Source organism: Pseudoalteromonas sp. OFAV1 (assembly GCF_021532595.1).
Lineage (GTDB): Bacteria > Pseudomonadota > Gammaproteobacteria > Enterobacterales > Alteromonadaceae > Pseudoalteromonas > Pseudoalteromonas lipolytica_C.
On the sequence record NZ_JAKGBG010000040.1, the window covers coordinates 1 to 17129 of the forward strand.

The 17129-nt window shown below is 36.6% G+C and carries 25 protein-coding genes; 3 read left to right on the top strand and 22 right to left on the bottom strand.

Translation table 11 applies throughout. The annotated features are described in order from the left end of the window. On the bottom strand, window positions 1-1081 hold a 1081-nt coding region (locus L1267_RS17755), incomplete at its 3' end, for a hypothetical protein (protein WP_235383635.1). Window positions 1082-1207: 126 nt separating this feature from the next. Beyond that, on the bottom strand, window positions 1208-3430 hold the full coding sequence (locus tag L1267_RS17760) for a hypothetical protein (RefSeq protein ID WP_235383636.1): 2223 nt from the start codon (window positions 3428-3430) through the stop codon (window positions 1208-1210). 167 nt (window positions 3431-3597) lie between these two features. Between L1267_RS17760 and L1267_RS17765 the strand changes: the two genes are divergently transcribed. The 3 genes from L1267_RS17765 (at window position 3598) to L1267_RS17775 (ending at window position 7982) form a co-directional block, all read left to right on the top strand. After that, window positions 3598-5406 (top strand): hypothetical protein, encoded by a 1809-nt coding sequence (locus tag L1267_RS17765; RefSeq protein WP_235383637.1) that lies wholly within the window; start codon window positions 3598-3600, stop codon window positions 5404-5406. A gap of 189 nt (window positions 5407-5595) precedes the next feature. After that, window positions 5596-6297, top strand: a complete 702-nt coding sequence (locus L1267_RS17770) for a hypothetical protein (RefSeq protein ID WP_235383638.1) — start codon at window positions 5596-5598, stop codon at window positions 6295-6297. A 308-nt stretch (window positions 6298-6605) separates the two neighbouring features. Further along, the gene (locus L1267_RS17775; RefSeq protein WP_235383639.1) at window positions 6606-7982 is read left to right on the top strand and encodes an RNA-guided endonuclease InsQ/TnpB family protein; all 1377 of its coding nucleotides are present in this window, start codon (window positions 6606-6608) and stop codon (window positions 7980-7982) included. Here L1267_RS17775 and L1267_RS17780 read toward each other — a convergent pair. From L1267_RS17780 to L1267_RS17875, 20 genes are all read right to left on the bottom strand, one after another. Beyond that, window positions 7971-8357, bottom strand: coding sequence for a hypothetical protein (locus L1267_RS17780; protein WP_235383640.1), 387 nt, complete (start codon window positions 8355-8357; stop codon window positions 7971-7973). The genes L1267_RS17775 and L1267_RS17780 overlap by 12 nt on opposite strands. A gap of 96 nt (window positions 8358-8453) precedes the next feature. Further along, on the bottom strand, window positions 8454-8864 hold the full coding sequence (locus L1267_RS17785) for a hypothetical protein (protein WP_235383641.1): 411 nt from the start codon (window positions 8862-8864) through the stop codon (window positions 8454-8456). Between the two features lie 434 nt (window positions 8865-9298). Next, window positions 9299-9502 (bottom strand): hypothetical protein, encoded by a 204-nt coding sequence (locus tag L1267_RS17790; protein ID WP_235383642.1) that lies wholly within the window; start codon window positions 9500-9502, stop codon window positions 9299-9301. 96 nt (window positions 9503-9598) lie between these two features. Continuing rightward, window positions 9599-9832, bottom strand: coding sequence for a hypothetical protein (locus L1267_RS17795; protein ID WP_235383643.1), 234 nt, complete (start codon window positions 9830-9832; stop codon window positions 9599-9601). A 13-nt stretch (window positions 9833-9845) separates the two neighbouring features. After that, window positions 9846-10340 carry a hypothetical protein gene (locus tag L1267_RS17800; protein WP_235383644.1) on the bottom strand — a complete coding sequence of 165 codons (495 nt, stop codon included), beginning with the start codon at window positions 10338-10340 and terminating at the stop codon, window positions 9846-9848. A 23-nt stretch (window positions 10341-10363) separates the two neighbouring features. Beyond that, window positions 10364-10684 (bottom strand): hypothetical protein, encoded by a 321-nt coding sequence (locus tag L1267_RS17805; RefSeq protein WP_235383645.1) that lies wholly within the window; start codon window positions 10682-10684, stop codon window positions 10364-10366. A gap of 31 nt (window positions 10685-10715) precedes the next feature. Continuing rightward, complete coding sequence (locus tag L1267_RS17810; protein ID WP_235383646.1) at window positions 10716-11192, bottom strand: RES family NAD+ phosphorylase; 477 nt, start codon at window positions 11190-11192, stop codon at window positions 10716-10718. Continuing rightward, window positions 11192-11638: an antitoxin Xre/MbcA/ParS toxin-binding domain-containing protein gene (locus L1267_RS17815; RefSeq protein ID WP_235383647.1), complete on the bottom strand. Its 447-nt coding sequence runs from the start codon at window positions 11636-11638 to the stop codon at window positions 11192-11194. Before L1267_RS17815 ends, L1267_RS17810 begins: the two co-directional genes overlap by 1 nt. A gap of 446 nt (window positions 11639-12084) precedes the next feature. Continuing rightward, window positions 12085-12429, bottom strand: coding sequence for a hypothetical protein (locus L1267_RS17820; protein ID WP_235383648.1), 345 nt, complete (start codon window positions 12427-12429; stop codon window positions 12085-12087). A gap of 16 nt (window positions 12430-12445) precedes the next feature. After that, entirely contained in the window at window positions 12446-12916 is a 471-nt protein-coding gene (locus tag L1267_RS17825; protein ID WP_235383649.1) for a hypothetical protein, read from the bottom strand. Window positions 12917-12991: 75 nt separating this feature from the next. Next, complete coding sequence (locus L1267_RS17830; protein ID WP_235383650.1) at window positions 12992-13252, bottom strand: hypothetical protein; 261 nt, start codon at window positions 13250-13252, stop codon at window positions 12992-12994. A gap of 42 nt (window positions 13253-13294) precedes the next feature. Continuing rightward, window positions 13295-13564 (bottom strand): hypothetical protein, encoded by a 270-nt coding sequence (locus L1267_RS17835; RefSeq protein WP_235383651.1) that lies wholly within the window; start codon window positions 13562-13564, stop codon window positions 13295-13297. Between the two features lie 143 nt (window positions 13565-13707). Further along, a complete protein-coding gene (locus tag L1267_RS17840) occupies window positions 13708-14505 on the bottom strand; it encodes a hypothetical protein (RefSeq protein WP_235383652.1) in 798 nt (265 codons plus the stop codon). A gap of 30 nt (window positions 14506-14535) precedes the next feature. Then, complete coding sequence (locus tag L1267_RS17845) at window positions 14536-14985, bottom strand: hypothetical protein (RefSeq protein ID WP_235383653.1); 450 nt, start codon at window positions 14983-14985, stop codon at window positions 14536-14538. Window positions 14986-15004: 19 nt separating this feature from the next. Further along, window positions 15005-15199, bottom strand: coding sequence for a hypothetical protein (locus L1267_RS17850; protein WP_235383654.1), 195 nt, complete (start codon window positions 15197-15199; stop codon window positions 15005-15007). A 161-nt stretch (window positions 15200-15360) separates the two neighbouring features. After that, the gene (locus L1267_RS17855) at window positions 15361-15690 is read right to left on the bottom strand and encodes a hypothetical protein (RefSeq protein ID WP_235383655.1); all 330 of its coding nucleotides are present in this window, start codon (window positions 15688-15690) and stop codon (window positions 15361-15363) included. A 19-nt stretch (window positions 15691-15709) separates the two neighbouring features. After that, a complete protein-coding gene (locus L1267_RS17860; protein WP_235383656.1) occupies window positions 15710-15919 on the bottom strand; it encodes a hypothetical protein in 210 nt (69 codons plus the stop codon). Window positions 15920-15940: 21 nt separating this feature from the next. After that, entirely contained in the window at window positions 15941-16126 is a 186-nt protein-coding gene (locus tag L1267_RS17865; protein ID WP_235383657.1) for a hypothetical protein, read from the bottom strand. Between the two features lie 330 nt (window positions 16127-16456). Beyond that, window positions 16457-16723: a hypothetical protein gene (locus L1267_RS17870; protein ID WP_235383658.1), complete on the bottom strand. Its 267-nt coding sequence runs from the start codon at window positions 16721-16723 to the stop codon at window positions 16457-16459. A 48-nt stretch (window positions 16724-16771) separates the two neighbouring features. Next, on the bottom strand, window positions 16772-17101 hold the full coding sequence (locus tag L1267_RS17875) for a hypothetical protein (RefSeq protein ID WP_235383659.1): 330 nt from the start codon (window positions 17099-17101) through the stop codon (window positions 16772-16774). Window positions 17102-17129: the final 28 nt, after the last annotated feature.

A 17129-nucleotide genomic window follows, 5' to 3' on the forward strand; every position in this document is an offset into this window, starting at 1 on the left:
CTGTATTTTCAGATTGTTCATTAGCATGATGTCCAACTAGTGTTGGCTTGATCCAAATTAACTTCCGTTCAGAACGTGCCTCCCCATAAAACTGATTACGCCAATGACCTCTTCTCCAGTGTTCTTTTACTACAGAACCAGATAGCCCTAGTGATATTTCGCTTTTACCTACATTCTTACCAATGTAAGTAATTGGTATATAACCGTTATTGGATAACAATGACTTTGCTTTCTGTACCGCTTTTGGCGTCTTAGAACTTTGTAGCTTTTCTAGTAACGATTTTGGAGTATCAGTTGTGTAGTCTACACTTCTGTTAAGCTCATCTGATGATAGGTAGCACAAACAGTTTGCCACATATGATAGTGCGATATTTATAGCTTCTTTGGCTGACTTTAAATCCATACTTTCACGCATAGCTCTTTCACTGCGCCGATCTATTATTTCAGATTCCGAAAGGTTTGAAGGTAAGTTCATTGCTTTTGAAGCAGTTTCCCATTTGGCTACTATCTCGGACTCAATAGAATCTTCTATGAGCTTAGCTAAAGTAGCATCGCCATTATCTCTATCCAGAGTAATAAGAAAATACCCAGCTGGTGATCGCATCCAATGTTCACCTCTATCAGAAGGATTTAGGACCAAACATACCTGAAGCATTGGAATTGATTCTTCATCCATAATAAATGCACCCACAATTTCATTCTGCCCCCAATTTACTGGTGAGTGAAATTGGATAAAATAACCATCATATGGTGACTTCAAACTACTTATAGGAACATCTTTAGCTGAAGTATGAAGAAACATTTGTCCTAACTCATCACTAACAGCGAAAATTTGTCGCCCTGACTTACAGAAAGAGCCATAATAGGCAGCTAATCCTATTTCTTTAATAAGATCTGTTTTTATTTCATCAGGGCTTACTGTGCCTCTACTTAATGACTCGTTCCATTTAGTGAAAATTTTTAGCTGAATACTTTCAATAGAAGCAGGAACTAGCCCACTCCCGGAAATAATACTTCCTGCTTGTTTAGCAAATGGTCGATTTTTTTGATACCAAATTGGATATATGTCACGTGACATCATTATGATAATGTTCCCTTAAATTATATTCTAATTTACCTTATAGGGATGACTTTCGAAAGTCAATAATTATCTTTATATGTAGCAAATAAACTAATTGCCAAACCAATTCGTTTGGCAATATTAAATTTACTTTGACAAGTGTTCACCGATATAACCAATCAATAATTGATTACCTCTAATATCAAAGAATACTTGAATAGTCGCTCTCTTGTCATGTTTCGAACCTAGTGTAATGTGTTTATTGATTGTTATGACTTCGCCATCAAAAACAAAGTCCCGAAGAGCTCGATTCTTTTTACTCGAGTTCACCATTTCACTTTCTTGAGGGTAATATACGGTCCCCAAACATGTTTTAGCTACACTATCTGGTTTACCAGATATGATCTGCGGATAGTAACTATCGCAAATTCGGAACAAATAGTCTGTCAATTTCGCTGTGTTTTCAAAAATACAGTTTTCAATAGGTTTGTTAATGTTATCTGCGAACTTTACGAATGGAAATTGCTCTTGAATTACTGCCTTGATATCTAGAATCGTTGGTTTTGTAGGTCTAGAAAAAAACACTTTATTGAAAGCATCTGAAATCTTTAATTCTGAGTTAAGCCCTTTCATTATTTCTTTTAAGGACTGATTTTCTGCTGCCAACTTATCATTGGAAGTTTTTAATGTATTTTCACTAATTTCGGATTCTCTATACCACGTTTCAAGCTCTGTTTTCGTCTTTTCTAGTTCATCTTTAAGCGTTGCATTTTCATCAGCTAAATCAGTCAGTTCGTTGTTACCTGTATTGTCATTCTGAACAGTTGATTCATTAGCTAAAGTAACTAACTCCTTACCATGAACAAAGAGTTTATCAATATCATGGCAATAGTCGGCCTTTAATGACTCTATTCTAGAAATACTCTCTTGCACCTTACCGGTATTTAATGTCGCAAGGTAGCCTTCAATATCTTCTTTTAAATTGCCTATTGATTCTTGATAGATTCTCACTTCGTTGCATGTAAAGTCTGCGAGCTCTTTGTAATGCTTATAATTGTCTGTCAGATTTTGAAGATCACATATAGCGCCAAGATTCTTACTTATATCATCAAAATCGCTAAGTAATGTACTAAGCATTTCTTTACAGTCATCATTATTAAGCTCGCACGATAACAGTGTTGAAATATTGAGTATTAATGATTCTGATAGTTTTAAAAACTCTTCTTTGCTTGATTTGTTGTTAAGCTTTAGCAACAAATCCCTTTCTTTTGAAGCGTCTATAATATCGCCTAGTAACGGTGCGCAATTAATAGCAAGGAGTGAGGTTAAAATGACGATGTCAGCTTTTTTAACATTGAAAAACTCCATGACACCAAGCGTAATTTCGCTAGACTTGATTATGTAGTTTTGGAGTTCGTGATTATCATTAAAGGCTAGTTCTGTAACTTGGCGGTGTATGAGTTCATAGTTTTCGTTAGTAATTATCGTACCATCTTTCTCTATTTCAACGGAACAGAACCCAGTATGGGCCAATAACCAGTCATGCCCATATGAACAAGAGTATAAATAGTGTAGATTTACCTGAAAAAGTGCTCTATACCCTGCCATAAAAGCAATGATACCATTCTTTTCTTCAACAGTTAGATCTTCTGGAGAGGTCTGTTTTAGAAATTTAAAAATACAGTCGATAATTGGAAGAATATCCTTATCAACTTCACTACTTACAACATCAGGACTTTGATTCCGCTTTATTAAATCAATCAACTGTCTCGTACTGGGCTCAAGCTCATCTAAACCAGAACAAAAACTGAGAAACATATTATATTTGTTTGGGCACTTAAGACCTATATTATTCAAGCCGAATTGAATAAACCTAAATTCTAAGCACGTTTCATATTTGATGTTATCAGACTTATTCTCAAGACTATCTATGATCCCAAACAACAAAAGAGCGTAGCTAGCTAAGTGATTTTCTTCTTTTTTCTTTAGGCCGTTGCTTATGTTTAACGATGGATCGTCGGCATAAGTAACGAGCATTTCTTTGTATTTGACACGATTATAAATTTTCAAACTACAAAGAGATTTTAAAAAGTTATCTTCCGTTATGAAACGAGGAAGTAATTTATAAAGCCTTACTTTGAAGTTAGTAAAGATTTCAGAATCTTCGATAATTTTATCAATATCGCTTGCTGAGTAGTAATCTTGAGATAGAAGCTTTAATACTTTATTTTTGTACCACTCCATGGAAGATGTATCTGAACCAATACTAATGCTACCAACATCTACCCCTCTTTCCTTTAATTGATTCCCGACTGCCTGTAATAATGTACCTATACCACTTCCAGCTAAAATCTCTTCTACGCTATCCATTTTCGCTCGCTTGTTGTTGTTAACTCTTTATTTAAGTAACCATATTAAGGACTTTTGTTGAATTGGCAAGTTTATTCACAAAACTAAAAAGTGTTTTTTTGCACGGCTGATAATTAATCATGTATTATGTTCAAGTAACTATTTTAAATCTATGAATAAGGTTAATTATGACAAACAAAAAGTATTTATTAACGTTAGTGGCTGGGGTTCTTGCCTCGATGACGTTGAACGTTCAAGCTGCGGAGCCTGAAACGTCGAGTGACGATTTTTTATCTCCTAATCCATCTAGTTCTTACAAGGGCAATAACTATCGTTTCCCACTAGGTTACAGTAAGCTCGTTAAAACTGATGGTTCAGGTAGCGATACAGAAGATAATACTGAAGAATCTGAAGATGATGAAGCAATTTCAGGAGGTGGAAGCTCTAATGCCTTTATCACTCCACCAGCAGAACAACCTGTTTCGAGCTTTCCAGCTGGCAGTAATGCCGGTCGATTAACCTTTCTAGAATCATCTGAAACAAACTATGCAACAGCCGACCATTCTGGATACCCTTACACATTCTTAACTGACACAAACGTATATGCTGGCAATTACGATACTGTAAGCTTTAATTTTAACGTATTCCCAGATGATCATTTAGATTTTACATTAGATGATTTCTCAACTTTTCGCATTTACGGCGGCGAACATCGAACAAACATCACAAATTCTTACCTCTACTACACGGAGATGTTAATTGAAAATGTCGATGGTGGCCCACTCTACAACCAAAATGGGCAGTTAGTTAGCCAAACAGGGCTAATTAAGTTTTCAACACCAAATAATGGTGGTTCTAATGACTACTCTGACTTAAAAACCACATTACCACCGGGCAACTATAAAATATCAAACTATAGCGAGCGACATAGTTTGACAAGTTCAGGCTATAATAAATACCTCGGTTATGTAAAAGAAATCACATCGTCAGCACCTTTATCAATGCCTAAAACAAATGTCGCTATTGATGGCTTTAATGAAGTGACAACCGGCACTGCCGCGACTACATCTCCTTCTATCAATAACCGTACATTAAATTACGAGTTTTTGGTTGATGGCGTTGTTGACGACAAATACTTTGTACTACAGGATAATATCCTTTATGACGGTAGCCAATACACTTCTAGCCTAGATATTACTGTTTTAAACGGTGGTAAGCTTAGAGTTGATATTAATGATGTTCCTTACAACTCTGTGAGAAATAAAGTTCACCTTGTTTTAGAAAGCTTAGATAATGAATTTATTTATGATCGCTATGGCAAAAAAGCTTATATGACAAAGTCACTACCATTATACCCGCAGAAAGATGCCACTGGCGGCACTTCCCCTTACAATCATTATGAAACAAATATTGAGATTATGGCGGGGAAATATCGATTAACTGCAAAAGCGTGGGAAGAGGAGTCTCTTGATTACAATGACATGTACATCAAAGAAGTTAGCGTCACGCCGGATATGTCTCTTGAGTTTCCAGCAGGGCAAAATCGAATTGCTATTGTTGATGTCAACAACTTCAACGTTAGAGATGGTGTTAATTCGTATTTTAGAGACACAAACACTAATAAAGAATTAACCTACCCTAATTTCAACCTCTATGTTGAAGGTTATAAATATAACAAAGATATGAACAATGGACAGCTAAATGGTAATGCTCTAAATGAGACTATTACTTTCCATATCTTAGAAGAATCAACGATTGAAATTCAGTCAACTTGGGATTTGAATGGCGACAAAACATACCGAGACAATTTTAAATACGTAATTAAAAACACAAGCGGTGAAGTTGTAGAGCAACTGGACATTAACTACGTATCTGGAGCATTTACATCATTTACGAGTCAAAAATTACCAGCTGGCGTATACACAATCAATACTATCGACACTGTTGGTAACTTACCATCTCAATACTGGGTAAAATACATTAAAGCCTTTCAATAGGTAAAAGCGTTTTACTATTTTCATTGGCTTGCTCTATATGCAAGCCAATTTATTACAAAAAAAGATATACTTAAAATCTTTTTTTGTGTATTATTAAAAAAGTAATCAATAACTGGAAAGGTTATGAAGAGATTTTCTATAAAAGGGTTAATGACTTTTTTCTAACTATTTTTAAGTTGGAGAAAATCAATGATCGAAATAAAACCGTTTGTTCCAAAAATTGTCGAACTTTTACCGAATGGTACTAAAAATATTTTCGACAATATTGAGCTTTATCGCGCTAACAGAGGTTGCTACTCTGTGGACAAAACTCCTCACTACGCATGTCGTAATTGCGGAGAAAAATTCAAAACAATCGCCGAATCTGAACAAGGTCACTGTAGTTCTAAGTGGGTACGCCACTGTGAGGTTGCTAATATCCAGCAATTTCCTACAGAAACCTTAGACGAATTTGACGATCGAGTTGCTGAAATTAAGTCTAAAAAATATAGACACAGCATCTACCCGGTTGCTCAAGTAGTAAATGAGTTAGGTGACACTGTCGATTTGAATATACATACAACGCGCTCATATTCATTTCGCCGTTCATGGGCTTATGGTCGCATTAGTCCTGACAACCGTGGCTTACTTGAACATGAGCGATATGGTAACGAGTGGCAATTAAAGTATATACATGCAAAAAAGAAGTTTCTCTGGAAGTGGTATCGTAGCCCGAAAACCACTAACGAAAGACGTCAATATGATGCTTGTATAGCTGAGGAATTAGCACCACGTATCCGAGCTAAGCGACATAAAAATCGTATTGTGAATGCATGGGATGATATTTCTTTAGTCAATCAACGTAACTGGAAGCAACGAAAAGTTAAAAAACAGTACATGGTTAACCTGTAATGAAAAGCTCAGTAAGATTTCAACTTACTGAGCTTTTTTAATTAATTTAACAGCTACAAATCAAATAACAATTACTTTTGGGCTAGACCCTAATTATACACTTAACGTGGTTTTGTTTTCGAATTCGTAACCATCATTTAATTTATCCGCTTGATCACACAATTTTAGTTCTAGTTCGCGTAAAATATTGAACAAATGTTCGCCACATTCTCGCCTGCTTTAGCTGCGAGTCAAGGCGAACAGTCTTGACTTTAATGAAGTAGGAATTATTATGTGCTGTATATGCATACAGTTAAATAGAGGGCGATTTGTTAACCGGTATTCGGTTTCGTGCCAACCCAACATCATATCAAAAACTGGTTCTGAGCCAGTGGATGGGATGTGCGCGTAGCATTTGGAATGCCAAAGTTGACGAAGAAAAGTATTTCCGCACCTTTGCACGTAAATACTACCCAACGGGCACTTATGTTCCAATTGACCAGAAAACATCACAATTCAAGTCGAAGGAGTTAACCCCTTGGCTATCTCGATGCCCTAGTCAGATTATCCGAAACAGCGCAGTTAACTGGTATCAGACTTACCAAAAATTCATGAAAGGCATGTGTGGGCGACCTAAGCGCAAACCTAAAACTGACCGAGGTAGCATCTATCTTACTCGTGAGGTGTTCAGCTTCGAACGTTGCGAAGATGGAAACTTACGACTATTTATCGGCACGAAGACTAATAATATTGGTTACTTATCCTTTAAAGCGCATGGCAAGTTCGAAATCCCAAACTCGCTGTATATCCGTAAAGAGCGAGGTCAATATTATGTATCTTTCTGTTATGAAAACGGCCAAAGTGAAGAAGAACTTCCTAGCAATGCTGAACATTTGGAATTCTTGCAGGGTTCAACCAAAAAATATCTGGAAGAACATACTATTGGTGTAGATCGTGGCGTGGCAATTCCTGTCCATGCAGGCTCTATAACGTTCGATTTCTGCGAAAACCAGAAAAAGAACATGAGCAGATCTGACCGTTACATTAAGCGTTTGCAGCGTAAACTAGCGCGTCAGCAAAAAGGCTCGTATAGAAGAAATAAGACCAAACATCGCATTGCTACGCACCATGCTAAAAAGGCGAATATCCGTAACGATTTTGCTCATAAAACCAGTCGTTCACTTGTTAGTATGGCTAAGATTATAGTGTTCGAGGCTTTACGAACCTCAAGCATGACGCGCAAGCCAAAGGCGAAGCAGGATGAACAAGGTCGGTATGTGTCAAACAAAGCCAAACAAAAGGCTGGGCTAAACAAGTCTATTTTAAACGTTGGCTGGCACATCATAGAGACTTACACCAAATACAAGGCCTACCAAGCAGGAAAAGCCGTCTTCAAAATAAACCCAGCCCATACCAGTCAGGAGTGCGCTAAATGCGGTCACACTCACCCCGACAACCGTAAATCACAAGAGTTATTTGTGTGCGGTAACTGTGGCAATACTGACAATGCAGACAACAATGCATCATTGGTTATAAAGAAACGGGCAATCAATCTCATTTTAGACTCTGGAACGGAGTTGTCTGACGATGGAGTTCTCAGAACCAAGTCAGATAGTGGACGTGGAGGCAATCGTAAGACTAGTCGAGCCAAAAGCTCGATTAGCAGTGTCCAACGAAGCGTCAAAAAAGAAAGGTTAGTAGCTTAGGCTACTATCTTGGAAGCTCGCGAGCTTTAGCTCCGAGTAGTTCACCATGGCAGCTAAATCTTTCATGTTGGGGCAGTATAAGTAACCACCAATTCCGTCATCATCTCTGGCTACTTGCAAGTGTCTTGCACCGTCAAAACAACTAGATAATGTAAATACTACATCCACAAAAAAACTGTCGCTATGCCAAAGAACTGCATCACTATCATGTGAGTTAAGTTCAACAGCCATAGCTTGAAATCCATCACCTTGTTTGTCGATATATAACCGTAAATTATCATGTTGACCTTGATAAACTAAGTCACAATCCTTCAACAACTTATCTGTGATTGGCATTTTTATCTGATTAAACTGAAGATTTTCAATACAATCCATAACCATTCCTATTTTTTAGCTATCTAACATGTGCAAGATTCTGTCTCATATCAGTTAAATATTGCGCGATTTTCTCTACCCCAAATAGGCCTCAACTTATTTTGGGATGTCCTGCCAACTATTTACGTATAGTTCAAACCTAACATTATCCTTAGGACTTGGTAACTGCTGTTCAACATTCACATAAGCCAAAGAAACATACTTTTCTGAAAGATTTCGGCTAATTTCTGGATTTACACAATCGATGGAGTCAGGTTTTATTTCTACGCTATGATTCTTAAATTTTGATACAGTTACTCGCATTTTACAGTCTTGGCCGACACGCATCATTGTTGATATGGTCCCAACTTTTTGAAGGTTGATATCTTTAATAAATGACCCAAGCGCGTAAGCTTTACCATATTGAATTTTTGGGTATGTATCTTGAATACTTACACCATCTGAGCAGCCAGACATGTACATAAAAAGCATGCTACATATAACTAGTTTAAATGATAGTTTTCTCATTTCACCCGCCTCAGTGCAAATAAAGGCACGTATTTAATATTGGAAAATTTGATTTTTTTGAACACAAAATTCATATCAATATCTAACTAAAGCCTAATCTAACATTAAGACTTACTGTATTTATAATATTGATATGCACTCCAGATAATTGGAAGGCTGGTTAGCAAAGCAACAAAAAAACCTACTAAAAGGTAATCAGAACCAAAAATAAAAAAAATGCCTGAAATAGCAAATATAGCGATAACTAGTTGAATCAGTGAATGCATTCTTGCCTCACTCTTAAGATTGTAATATTTTGACATTCATCAATAACCTAATTGTTGGTTTGTTTACTTATTCGGCAATAAATTAGAGCCTATACCTCAAAGCAGGCGATGGCCATTTTTTTCACCAAACAGAAATTTAGCTACATATAATATTTAAAGTATAAAAACTTAAATTAAGCCCGAAAATAATATATCTTTTTGTTGAGGGTTATTTTTGGCGTTTTCCTTAATGTCTTCATTAGACATCCACAAGGGCCCTAACTCTTTATCGTCTTCAATGATCATAAATTTTGCATGCTCTTTTCCACGAGCATAACGAGTGTAATTTTTATCTAATAAGCGATATGTAATTACCGGTTCTGCTTTTGACACTGTTAATAATCCTTACTTTGGTTAATTATAAAAGTCTATCAAAGTAAGGAACAATATGAAGCAAAAAGTGATTTATTTCACAGTTAGAAGTATAGCTCAATTAATAAACTGTCTTATATGCCCATCTTGACATAATGCAACGCAGTTACCTAACTCATCAAAGCCCATTGCATAGACCACAGTTCCGGCACCTTCTTTACTATCTCGACGAGTAATCTTACCACCCCGTAGATGTCTGGCCTTAAGCTTTCCGGCAAGCTTTCTATCTGACACCCACCTTTCCGGCAAATCTCTAATTGATTGCTCAATCATATTTGCTGTTACTAACATTAGATGGTCCTATTTATAATGAATTACTAGGATTTAAGAGACAACCAGTAAAGAGTTCTTTTTGATCCGCCGTCAAATCTTCAGACTTATTTAGAAGTAAGATAAATTCGTCATCATTAAGAAGTTGTTTGACCATCAATTTTGCTTTAATTTTATCGCCCCCTAATGACTCCTCCACTCTTTGTAGACTTATTGATCTGTCGCGGCAAAAGTAACTATCAAAGGCATGATACAAGCCCTCTGTACCGTTTATCCCCATTTTACTGATCTGATAATCAGTGCTTTCCCTCATTGAGCATGAGCTACTCATCTCAACAATGTATGAGTTATAAGCATTCGCTACATTATCTATATTCTGAACTTCATCAAACTGTTCTACAAATGAAGATACACCGGTAAACTCGGCCAAAAGCTTTTCACCCCAAAGAGCAACATCTGGTGATGAACTGTATGATGTTTTCATTTCAGAGATAATAAGAGCTAAGCGTTCTTTTTCTGACTTATTCATCACCACTCCATATTCTAAAAAGATTAGCCTACAAGAATAGAAATAATGACAAGAATAGAAATAACAGAACAAACCATAATTACCCTATTACGTGTCAACTTTGCATCATCAAGTTTATAGGATTCTATCTGGCCTCTGCCGAAGTCCTCTTCAGGCAGCATTTTATTTGAAAGAGTTTTTTCTTTCGCTTTATTAAGGTCTATTTTTGCCAATATCACCAATATTTGAGTAATAATTATCGGTAACATCGCCACGATAAGCGTTAAAAAAATTAGCGAACCTTTTGTCATACACGTTTTCCTTTTCTCTTCTTTGGCTTCAATTAATGCTTCTTTCAAGTCCATCTAGAACCAATAGCACCAATTAGCTAAACGCTCACTTAAGCTTGTCTGCCAATCTTAGGGGATACTTAAAGTCCGTACAGTCTGTACATTTAATTAATTTAGCATCTGGGTGTAGCGGGTTAATAATAAAGTTATACTCATCAGCACACAAACTTGATGGCACTTGCAATACAGCTGCGTTTTTATCAGCTAAAAAATCTGAGCCCAATGTTTGCGTTTCTGGAATATAAGGGTTTGAGTCCCACCCATCATCCAATTCACCCTCAACAATCCTGATTAGCTTTAAGTTATCGGGTATCTGGATAATGACAATACTTAGGTCAGTTTTGAGAATTTCACGAGAATCATTAACTAACCTTTCTAGCATTGCCAAAGAGCGCGTGGATGCAGTATAAACAATAGGCGCCCCTGAAAAGTGCCATCGACCTTCTGATAGGACGCCACCATATCCCTGAAGACAATTATTTTCATCATTGAATTCTTTTGGTGCGATTCTATATACAAGCATTATGCAGTAAACCCGTATTTTAGGCCATTGATAACGCGCCTAATAAGCTCGCGTCCACGGATTGTGTTAATTACAGATCTTGGCGGCTCACCATTAAACTGTAGATTTGGCGAGTCTAACCATTGATTCCAATTATCAACACCTCCAAAGTAATCGGCACCAAAACCACTCAGTCGCGCTATTTCAAGCGCATTTTCGCTTACTTGCATGCTAAGGCGTTTAGTTTTGTTTCTAATGAGCGTTCGTTCCGTTGTACCGATTGCCTTAGCAATCGATGCAATTTCCCAATGCAAATGATTAGCGAACGCACGTAAGCCCTGTGTTGTAATACCCTGCTGTGCAAAATTAATTTCAGCAATAGGGCTAGAGTGCGAGTTTAAATCGCCATCTGACATTATGGTAAGAAAATCTTGTTTTGTTTTCGTGGTTGGTTCTGCGGCTCTCATGATTATTCACCTCTCTTGACGCTTGTCATTAATTATAGTGACAAATGTCATTATTGACAAGTATAAAGAATAACCAAGCTTAGGTGCCATACTTACAAGTTAACGAGCCGACTTATCTATTGGCCAGAAGAATTAGAAATTAAGATCTATAGCAGCTACTTTTTTCCAGTGATCAAACTTGTCTCGCTCAATAGTAATTGTCTGCTCTTCTCCACACCTTCTATATTGAACGCAATTATCACCAAGAAAAGTGATAGTTATGTTGCGCGTGGACTCTATGTGCTTTATAAGTGTGTCTTTATTTTCGTTTATTAACATATCAATCAAACTTTTAAGACTCTTGTTCTGACATTATGGTTTCCCACTCACAAAAACGGCTATATCATCTTGCATGATTTTACTTGGCACCTAGGATAACTAGAGCGACATCATTTAGCTTATTTGACTCACTTTGCTAAGAAAGTATACGTTATAAGCTCATCAAGTACATCTTGAGTAACTTGACCGCACTCAACACTTAATTTTGTAAACTCGATTATTTTACGTTGCTTTGCAACATGCTCTCTCCTATTGATAAAAAAACTATCGCTATCATTTTTACCCATAGCAGAAAGAAGAAGATCGTAAACAACCAGTAAATCAACTTTCTCTAACCTGAGCCTTTCGAAATTATCTAATGAATGATTGGGCTGTATTTCATCTTTCCCGAACCTAGACAATTTCGATGCTCTTTGACCTAATTCGTTGCACTCTTCAGCAAGTAACTGACAAAGGTACTGAGTTAAATTCATCTTACACTCCTTAATCTTAAAAAATAATGATTACAAACTGCAAAGCGATTAAATAGCTAACAATGCTAGAAGCAAGTAAAATTAAATAATCAGGATTGAAATTATTTATTCCCTCACTGGCTACTTTTATTGGGATCACTAAAAAAGCGGCCCCCAACAAAATCAAAGTAATGATATCGATTCCCTGTCTAATATCTTCTAGATTGAAATTTAATAACATCCAAAAGCTCAGTCCTCCTAACAGTACAACATTTCGTAAATTGGGCTGGGTGAAAACAGGGTAAGTATGTATTAATATTTCATCTTTAGAGAAGAAAAATAGCGATCTTTTATCTTTAAACCATCGATGCCCAGTAAGACCTGTAGGAACTAGTTCATACAATGCTAGTTGCCAAACACAGGCAAATAAATTAGGTAATAACTGTCTGAGCACTTGAGTAATAACAATGATTGTTAAAGTAGCTAAAATTGCTGTATTTAAGTTCAAAATATGGCCCCGTAAAGATTAGTCAATTGAGATAAAAAGGTTGGCTAGCGAATATTAATAACTGAACGTCCTTCCTTATTTTAAATCACCACTACTTTTTAAAGCCGCTTTAATTTCTGACTTTAGGAATGCAGACCACCCCTCTTCTGGTTTGTTGGCACCATAAAATGCACTTTCAACAATAGGATCAGGCAAAGAGCTGAATTCGAAGTTTGGATTTTTTAATAATCTCTGGGCTATTTTGTTGCAATATTGCTCAATTTCCTCATGAACGCTTATTGTCTCTTTTGCTAACCGAGAACTTTTCTCGCATAGCTCTCCAATACTTTTACTCATGACCGATATCCTGATGGTTAACTATTAAATTTACTTCGAAAATTATGATACTCGTTCAATTTCATCATGCCAAAATGCGCCTTCTAATCCATCATCGTTTCTAACGACAGCAATACAACCATGAGCTGTCCAGTTCGTTACGGCACCAGATTTAACAATCGATCTGTTTTTTACCATTTCTGAAGTAATAACTCGATTGTATGGCGCTTTGACCGGAGGAGGTGCATCAAACGCAAATAATAGAAAATTCATTTTACGTAGCGATAAAACTTCTACTTTACCCGGCTTCATTGCAACTGCGTCAGAATCCACATTAATGCCCTTAATGTTAGTTGTGTTCTTACATCTAAATGTTATCGTTAAAAGGTTATATTAATAGACCCAGTTACGTCAAAATTTACTTATATAACCAAGTTTACGCTCTAATATCAAATAAGCAAGTTTCGTTATCGTTGCTAATATCTTTCAATTGCAGATTTAACCATTGCTACATCATCTTCATCTAACCAATCAATTTTGTACTTTAATTCTCTTGGAGGCAAAAAGCCATACTGTTCTGTGGTAAATTTATTTTCTGGATTTTCAGCAAATTCTCCACAGAAAAATCCGTTTCGATCGTATTGTATGGTGTTGTTGTTAACACTAACCGTTTCATACGCCCCTTCAAACAACTCTATCTCTCCTTGATTTATATGGAGGCAAACTTTTGGCATTACTTGATCATCATTTTTAAATGCTGTTAGCATGCGCTGTTCATTATCTCGGTGTTCATTTAGAAACAAGACTAATTCTTCAAAGTTAAATGAATCATTACTTGAGTATTCATTTGAAATAAATAGGAACCCATCCTTAAACAATGTTTTTGGATAAAATGAAATCACTTCTGATAGCTCAGATAAGTCTGTTTCTGTCTTCTTGTTAAAAAAGAAAAGCGTCTTTGTAACCTTAGTTGAAATAAAGTCACGAATTAACTCAGCATCATGTCCATTTACTTGGCTGTGCTTAAACCACGAATTCGAAATATCCTCGATATCCCACTCAGTATATGGTGCGGACCAAACCATCTCAGGCGGTCTTGAATAACGAATAAAGTTAAATGCTCGCTCAGCTATATCTGGATTAATAAATTCATTAAACAAACCGGATGGTGGCTCACTTTCTGTGTTTATGGCTAAATTTAAGAAGCGATATAAGTTTGGGCTAATTGAACGATCAATGAAAGTTTTTAATTTAAATTCATACACTATAGACATACTGATAGGCCATAAATTTTCATAATACAGTTAAACACGATTTTCCCGAGATAGAAAATTTTTGTACGGGATTACAAGAGCCGCAATTGAGATATATGGCAACACGTTGGCGTAAGGTAAGTGACTTAAACTGGCATCATATTCACTAAATATCAAACTGTGACGGTCTAACTGCCCTGATGCAAGTAAATATAAGCAAGGGAGAAAAAGGAGCGCGAATGAAACTCCCATACAAAACAGCTTAGTCTTATTTAACTCTAAGCCATTTCCCCACCAGTATAGATTGAGAACAATATAAAGAGTGTATGGCAACACAATAGCTTCATATGCATTTTGAAAGTAAAGTCCTGAAATAGTGTTCCATAATAACTGCATTAGTAAGATAGCTGCAAAAACTAACGCAACAAATAAAGCAAATGGCCAAGAACTCAACTCCTTTACTATGTCAACACTCTCTAAATCATTTCGCATTCTGCTCATACATCCCCACCAATTTAATTTATTTCAAATTATGTTCTATTTCACCCAAAAGCTTCCCACAAAGCGAACTGTTAGCCTCTAGCGCCTCTTTGTTTCCCCGGCTCTGTAGCTCTACTAAAGCTCTTTGAGCAATACCTTCTAACGTGTCGTTTGAACATTTTAAGATAATTTCTGTAGCCGCTGTAATCAAAGATTTATTTTCATTGGACATCATCAATTCCTTTATTCCATCTATTTATTTAACTTAAGAGAATCAACAAATTCAGTAATGTACAAAGGGTAAAACTTCAAATTCGGTTTCCATGACCCCTCCTAACCTTTCATTTTAAATCTGACCGATAGGCATATTAAGACCGCTTAAAACGCTCTGTAAATTTAGCTTTTAGATTCCTCAATAGAAACATTATGTACTCCCGTAAAACTGCCTAGAGTCCCATCAACTCTCTTTACATATCCAGTAGCAGTGAAGTTGACAGGCATGTTAGCCGTTACGGTAACATCTTTGCCTTGACGGTCTGACACAAAGACTTTATCTACAACTATTGTTTTTCCGCTATGAGAATAGCCATTCACCACCAGCTCTTGTCCAAGTGATAACGGGTTAATCTCGTTTAATTTCGCGGCATGTTTCTTAATACGGCTCTTTGACTCTTCAATTGCTGCCAATTCCGAATTTATAACGTCCATTAATTCACTTTTAGTCATCAATATTTCTCATTCAAAATTAAATATCAAAGTAATCTTCAGCGATGTCATTACATTCTGAACCACATTCCGGGCACTGACCGTCATCAATTTTTTGCCCAGCCCAGAAGCCACAGCCATTCGAACATTCCACATGGCCATGGTTATCGACGTCATCCCAATCATCTGGCTCGCTTAGCCGAGGATCTTCGTCACCTTTGTAAAACGGGTATAACTCTTCATCTTCCATCTTTATAGCTCGTATTATCGTTTAATTAAAAATAATTGGGTAAGAACCACTGCGAGTTGTGTCTGAATCCATAACGATCCATTCATTATTGTCCCAAATAGAAACGACACCATCTTCTATTTTTTCAAAGCAAAGTGTGTAATTTGGGTTGTAATGTGTAGCCCCATCTGGCGGCTCAGGTGTTTCAATTTGAATATAAGGTTTCATCTGATTTATTACCATAATTAAATTATATTAACACTGTTATCTAAACGACCATCATCTGAACTACTCTTGTAAAAAGTATCACAAAAATAACAGTAACGGCATTACTTTAGAGCTTTATATTGTTAATTTTCTTAATGGTTTCCAGACAGTCAGTGCATGTAATTTCTCCGCGCTCTACAACTCGAGTTTCATAGATTGCGCCATCCGATTTATCGGCACCTAATCCACAAACTGTCTGGATTTCATCAATTTGGGCGCACCAAGTTCGCTCTGATACTGGTATAATGCCACTATTACCATCATTTATGACTTTTATTATCGTGTGCATCGTTAGTAGCCGTGATTGTTCGCAGCAACTTGATCGACCATAAATTTATCCAATGATTTTTCATCAGGATTATAGATTGCAAGATCATCAACTTCTTGCTGTCCTTGATGCACTGAACCCTTCCCCATAACATAAACTTCAGATACAAGCTTTTCACTGCCGTTGTAGCTCTCTTGGACAAGTATTTCAAGCGACTTTGGCATCTTCTTTAAACACTTTTCAAGTGAATCGAACCATTCTTGCTCTTTTTTAGTTAATTTCGTTTTCATGTCTACTAATCTCGCCATTAAATTGAATAAAGTTTCGGCACCATATGCCTAGCCGTTGATATACATTTTCAAGTAACGCCCATTACCTAGATGCAAATATACATCACCGCCATAACTACCAGAGTACGAACAGCTTGATGTATCGTCATAGACATGCCTCATAGCAACGCTTTGACCAAAGTAATCATTACCTTTGCGCTTACACCCCTTAACCTCAGCGATTGAAACAATTTCGAGTGCGATACAAAAGTGAGCTGCTAGTTCCCATTTAATTGCTTGCCATAGTTTTGGTTTCAATTTTGATTTTAAATTTTTTAGCAACCGGTCACTTTTCTTTTCAAGTCGAAAACTGCCTGTACACTCTGACTCAAATTCCATTTACTAACCCCTTCAATAAAAATGCATC

Excerpts from the sequence above, each read along its gene's own strand:
- L1267_RS17760 (WP_235383636.1), bottom strand. The coding sequence starts at position 3,430 with ATGGATAGCGTAGAAGAGATTTTAGCTGGAAGTGGTATAGGTACATTA.
- L1267_RS17765 (WP_235383637.1), top strand. The coding sequence starts at position 3,598 with ATGACAAACAAAAAGTATTTATTAACGTTAGTGGCTGGGGTTCTTGCC.
- L1267_RS17770 (WP_235383638.1), top strand. The coding sequence starts at position 5,596 with ATGATCGAAATAAAACCGTTTGTTCCAAAAATTGTCGAACTTTTACCG.
- L1267_RS17780 (WP_235383640.1), bottom strand. The coding sequence starts at position 8,357 with ATGGATTGTATTGAAAATCTTCAGTTTAATCAGATAAAAATGCCAATC.
- L1267_RS17785 (WP_235383641.1), bottom strand. The coding sequence starts at position 8,864 with ATGAGAAAACTATCATTTAAACTAGTTATATGTAGCATGCTTTTTATG.
- L1267_RS17795 (WP_235383643.1), bottom strand. The coding sequence starts at position 9,832 with ATGTTAGTAACAGCAAATATGATTGAGCAATCAATTAGAGATTTGCCG.
- L1267_RS17800 (WP_235383644.1), bottom strand. The coding sequence starts at position 10,340 with ATGAATAAGTCAGAAAAAGAACGCTTAGCTCTTATTATCTCTGAAATG.
- L1267_RS17805 (WP_235383645.1), bottom strand. The coding sequence starts at position 10,684 with ATGGACTTGAAAGAAGCATTAATTGAAGCCAAAGAAGAGAAAAGGAAA.
- L1267_RS17810 (WP_235383646.1), bottom strand. The coding sequence starts at position 11,192 with ATGCTTGTATATAGAATCGCACCAAAAGAATTCAATGATGAAAATAAT.
- L1267_RS17815 (WP_235383647.1), bottom strand. The coding sequence starts at position 11,638 with ATGAGAGCCGCAGAACCAACCACGAAAACAAAACAAGATTTTCTTACC.
- L1267_RS17820 (WP_235383648.1), bottom strand. The coding sequence starts at position 12,429 with ATGAATTTAACTCAGTACCTTTGTCAGTTACTTGCTGAAGAGTGCAAC.
- L1267_RS17830 (WP_235383650.1), bottom strand. The coding sequence starts at position 13,252 with ATGAGTAAAAGTATTGGAGAGCTATGCGAGAAAAGTTCTCGGTTAGCA.
- L1267_RS17840 (WP_235383652.1), bottom strand. The coding sequence starts at position 14,505 with ATGTCTATAGTGTATGAATTTAAATTAAAAACTTTCATTGATCGTTCA.
- L1267_RS17845 (WP_235383653.1), bottom strand. The coding sequence starts at position 14,985 with ATGAGCAGAATGCGAAATGATTTAGAGAGTGTTGACATAGTAAAGGAG.
- L1267_RS17850 (WP_235383654.1), bottom strand. The coding sequence starts at position 15,199 with ATGATGTCCAATGAAAATAAATCTTTGATTACAGCGGCTACAGAAATT.
- L1267_RS17855 (WP_235383655.1), bottom strand. The coding sequence starts at position 15,690 with ATGACTAAAAGTGAATTAATGGACGTTATAAATTCGGAATTGGCAGCA.
- L1267_RS17860 (WP_235383656.1), bottom strand. The coding sequence starts at position 15,919 with ATGGAAGATGAAGAGTTATACCCGTTTTACAAAGGTGACGAAGATCCT.
- L1267_RS17865 (WP_235383657.1), bottom strand. The coding sequence starts at position 16,126 with ATGAAACCTTATATTCAAATTGAAACACCTGAGCCGCCAGATGGGGCT.
- L1267_RS17870 (WP_235383658.1), bottom strand. The coding sequence starts at position 16,723 with ATGAAAACGAAATTAACTAAAAAAGAGCAAGAATGGTTCGATTCACTT.
- L1267_RS17875 (WP_235383659.1), bottom strand. The coding sequence starts at position 17,101 with ATGGAATTTGAGTCAGAGTGTACAGGCAGTTTTCGACTTGAAAAGAAA.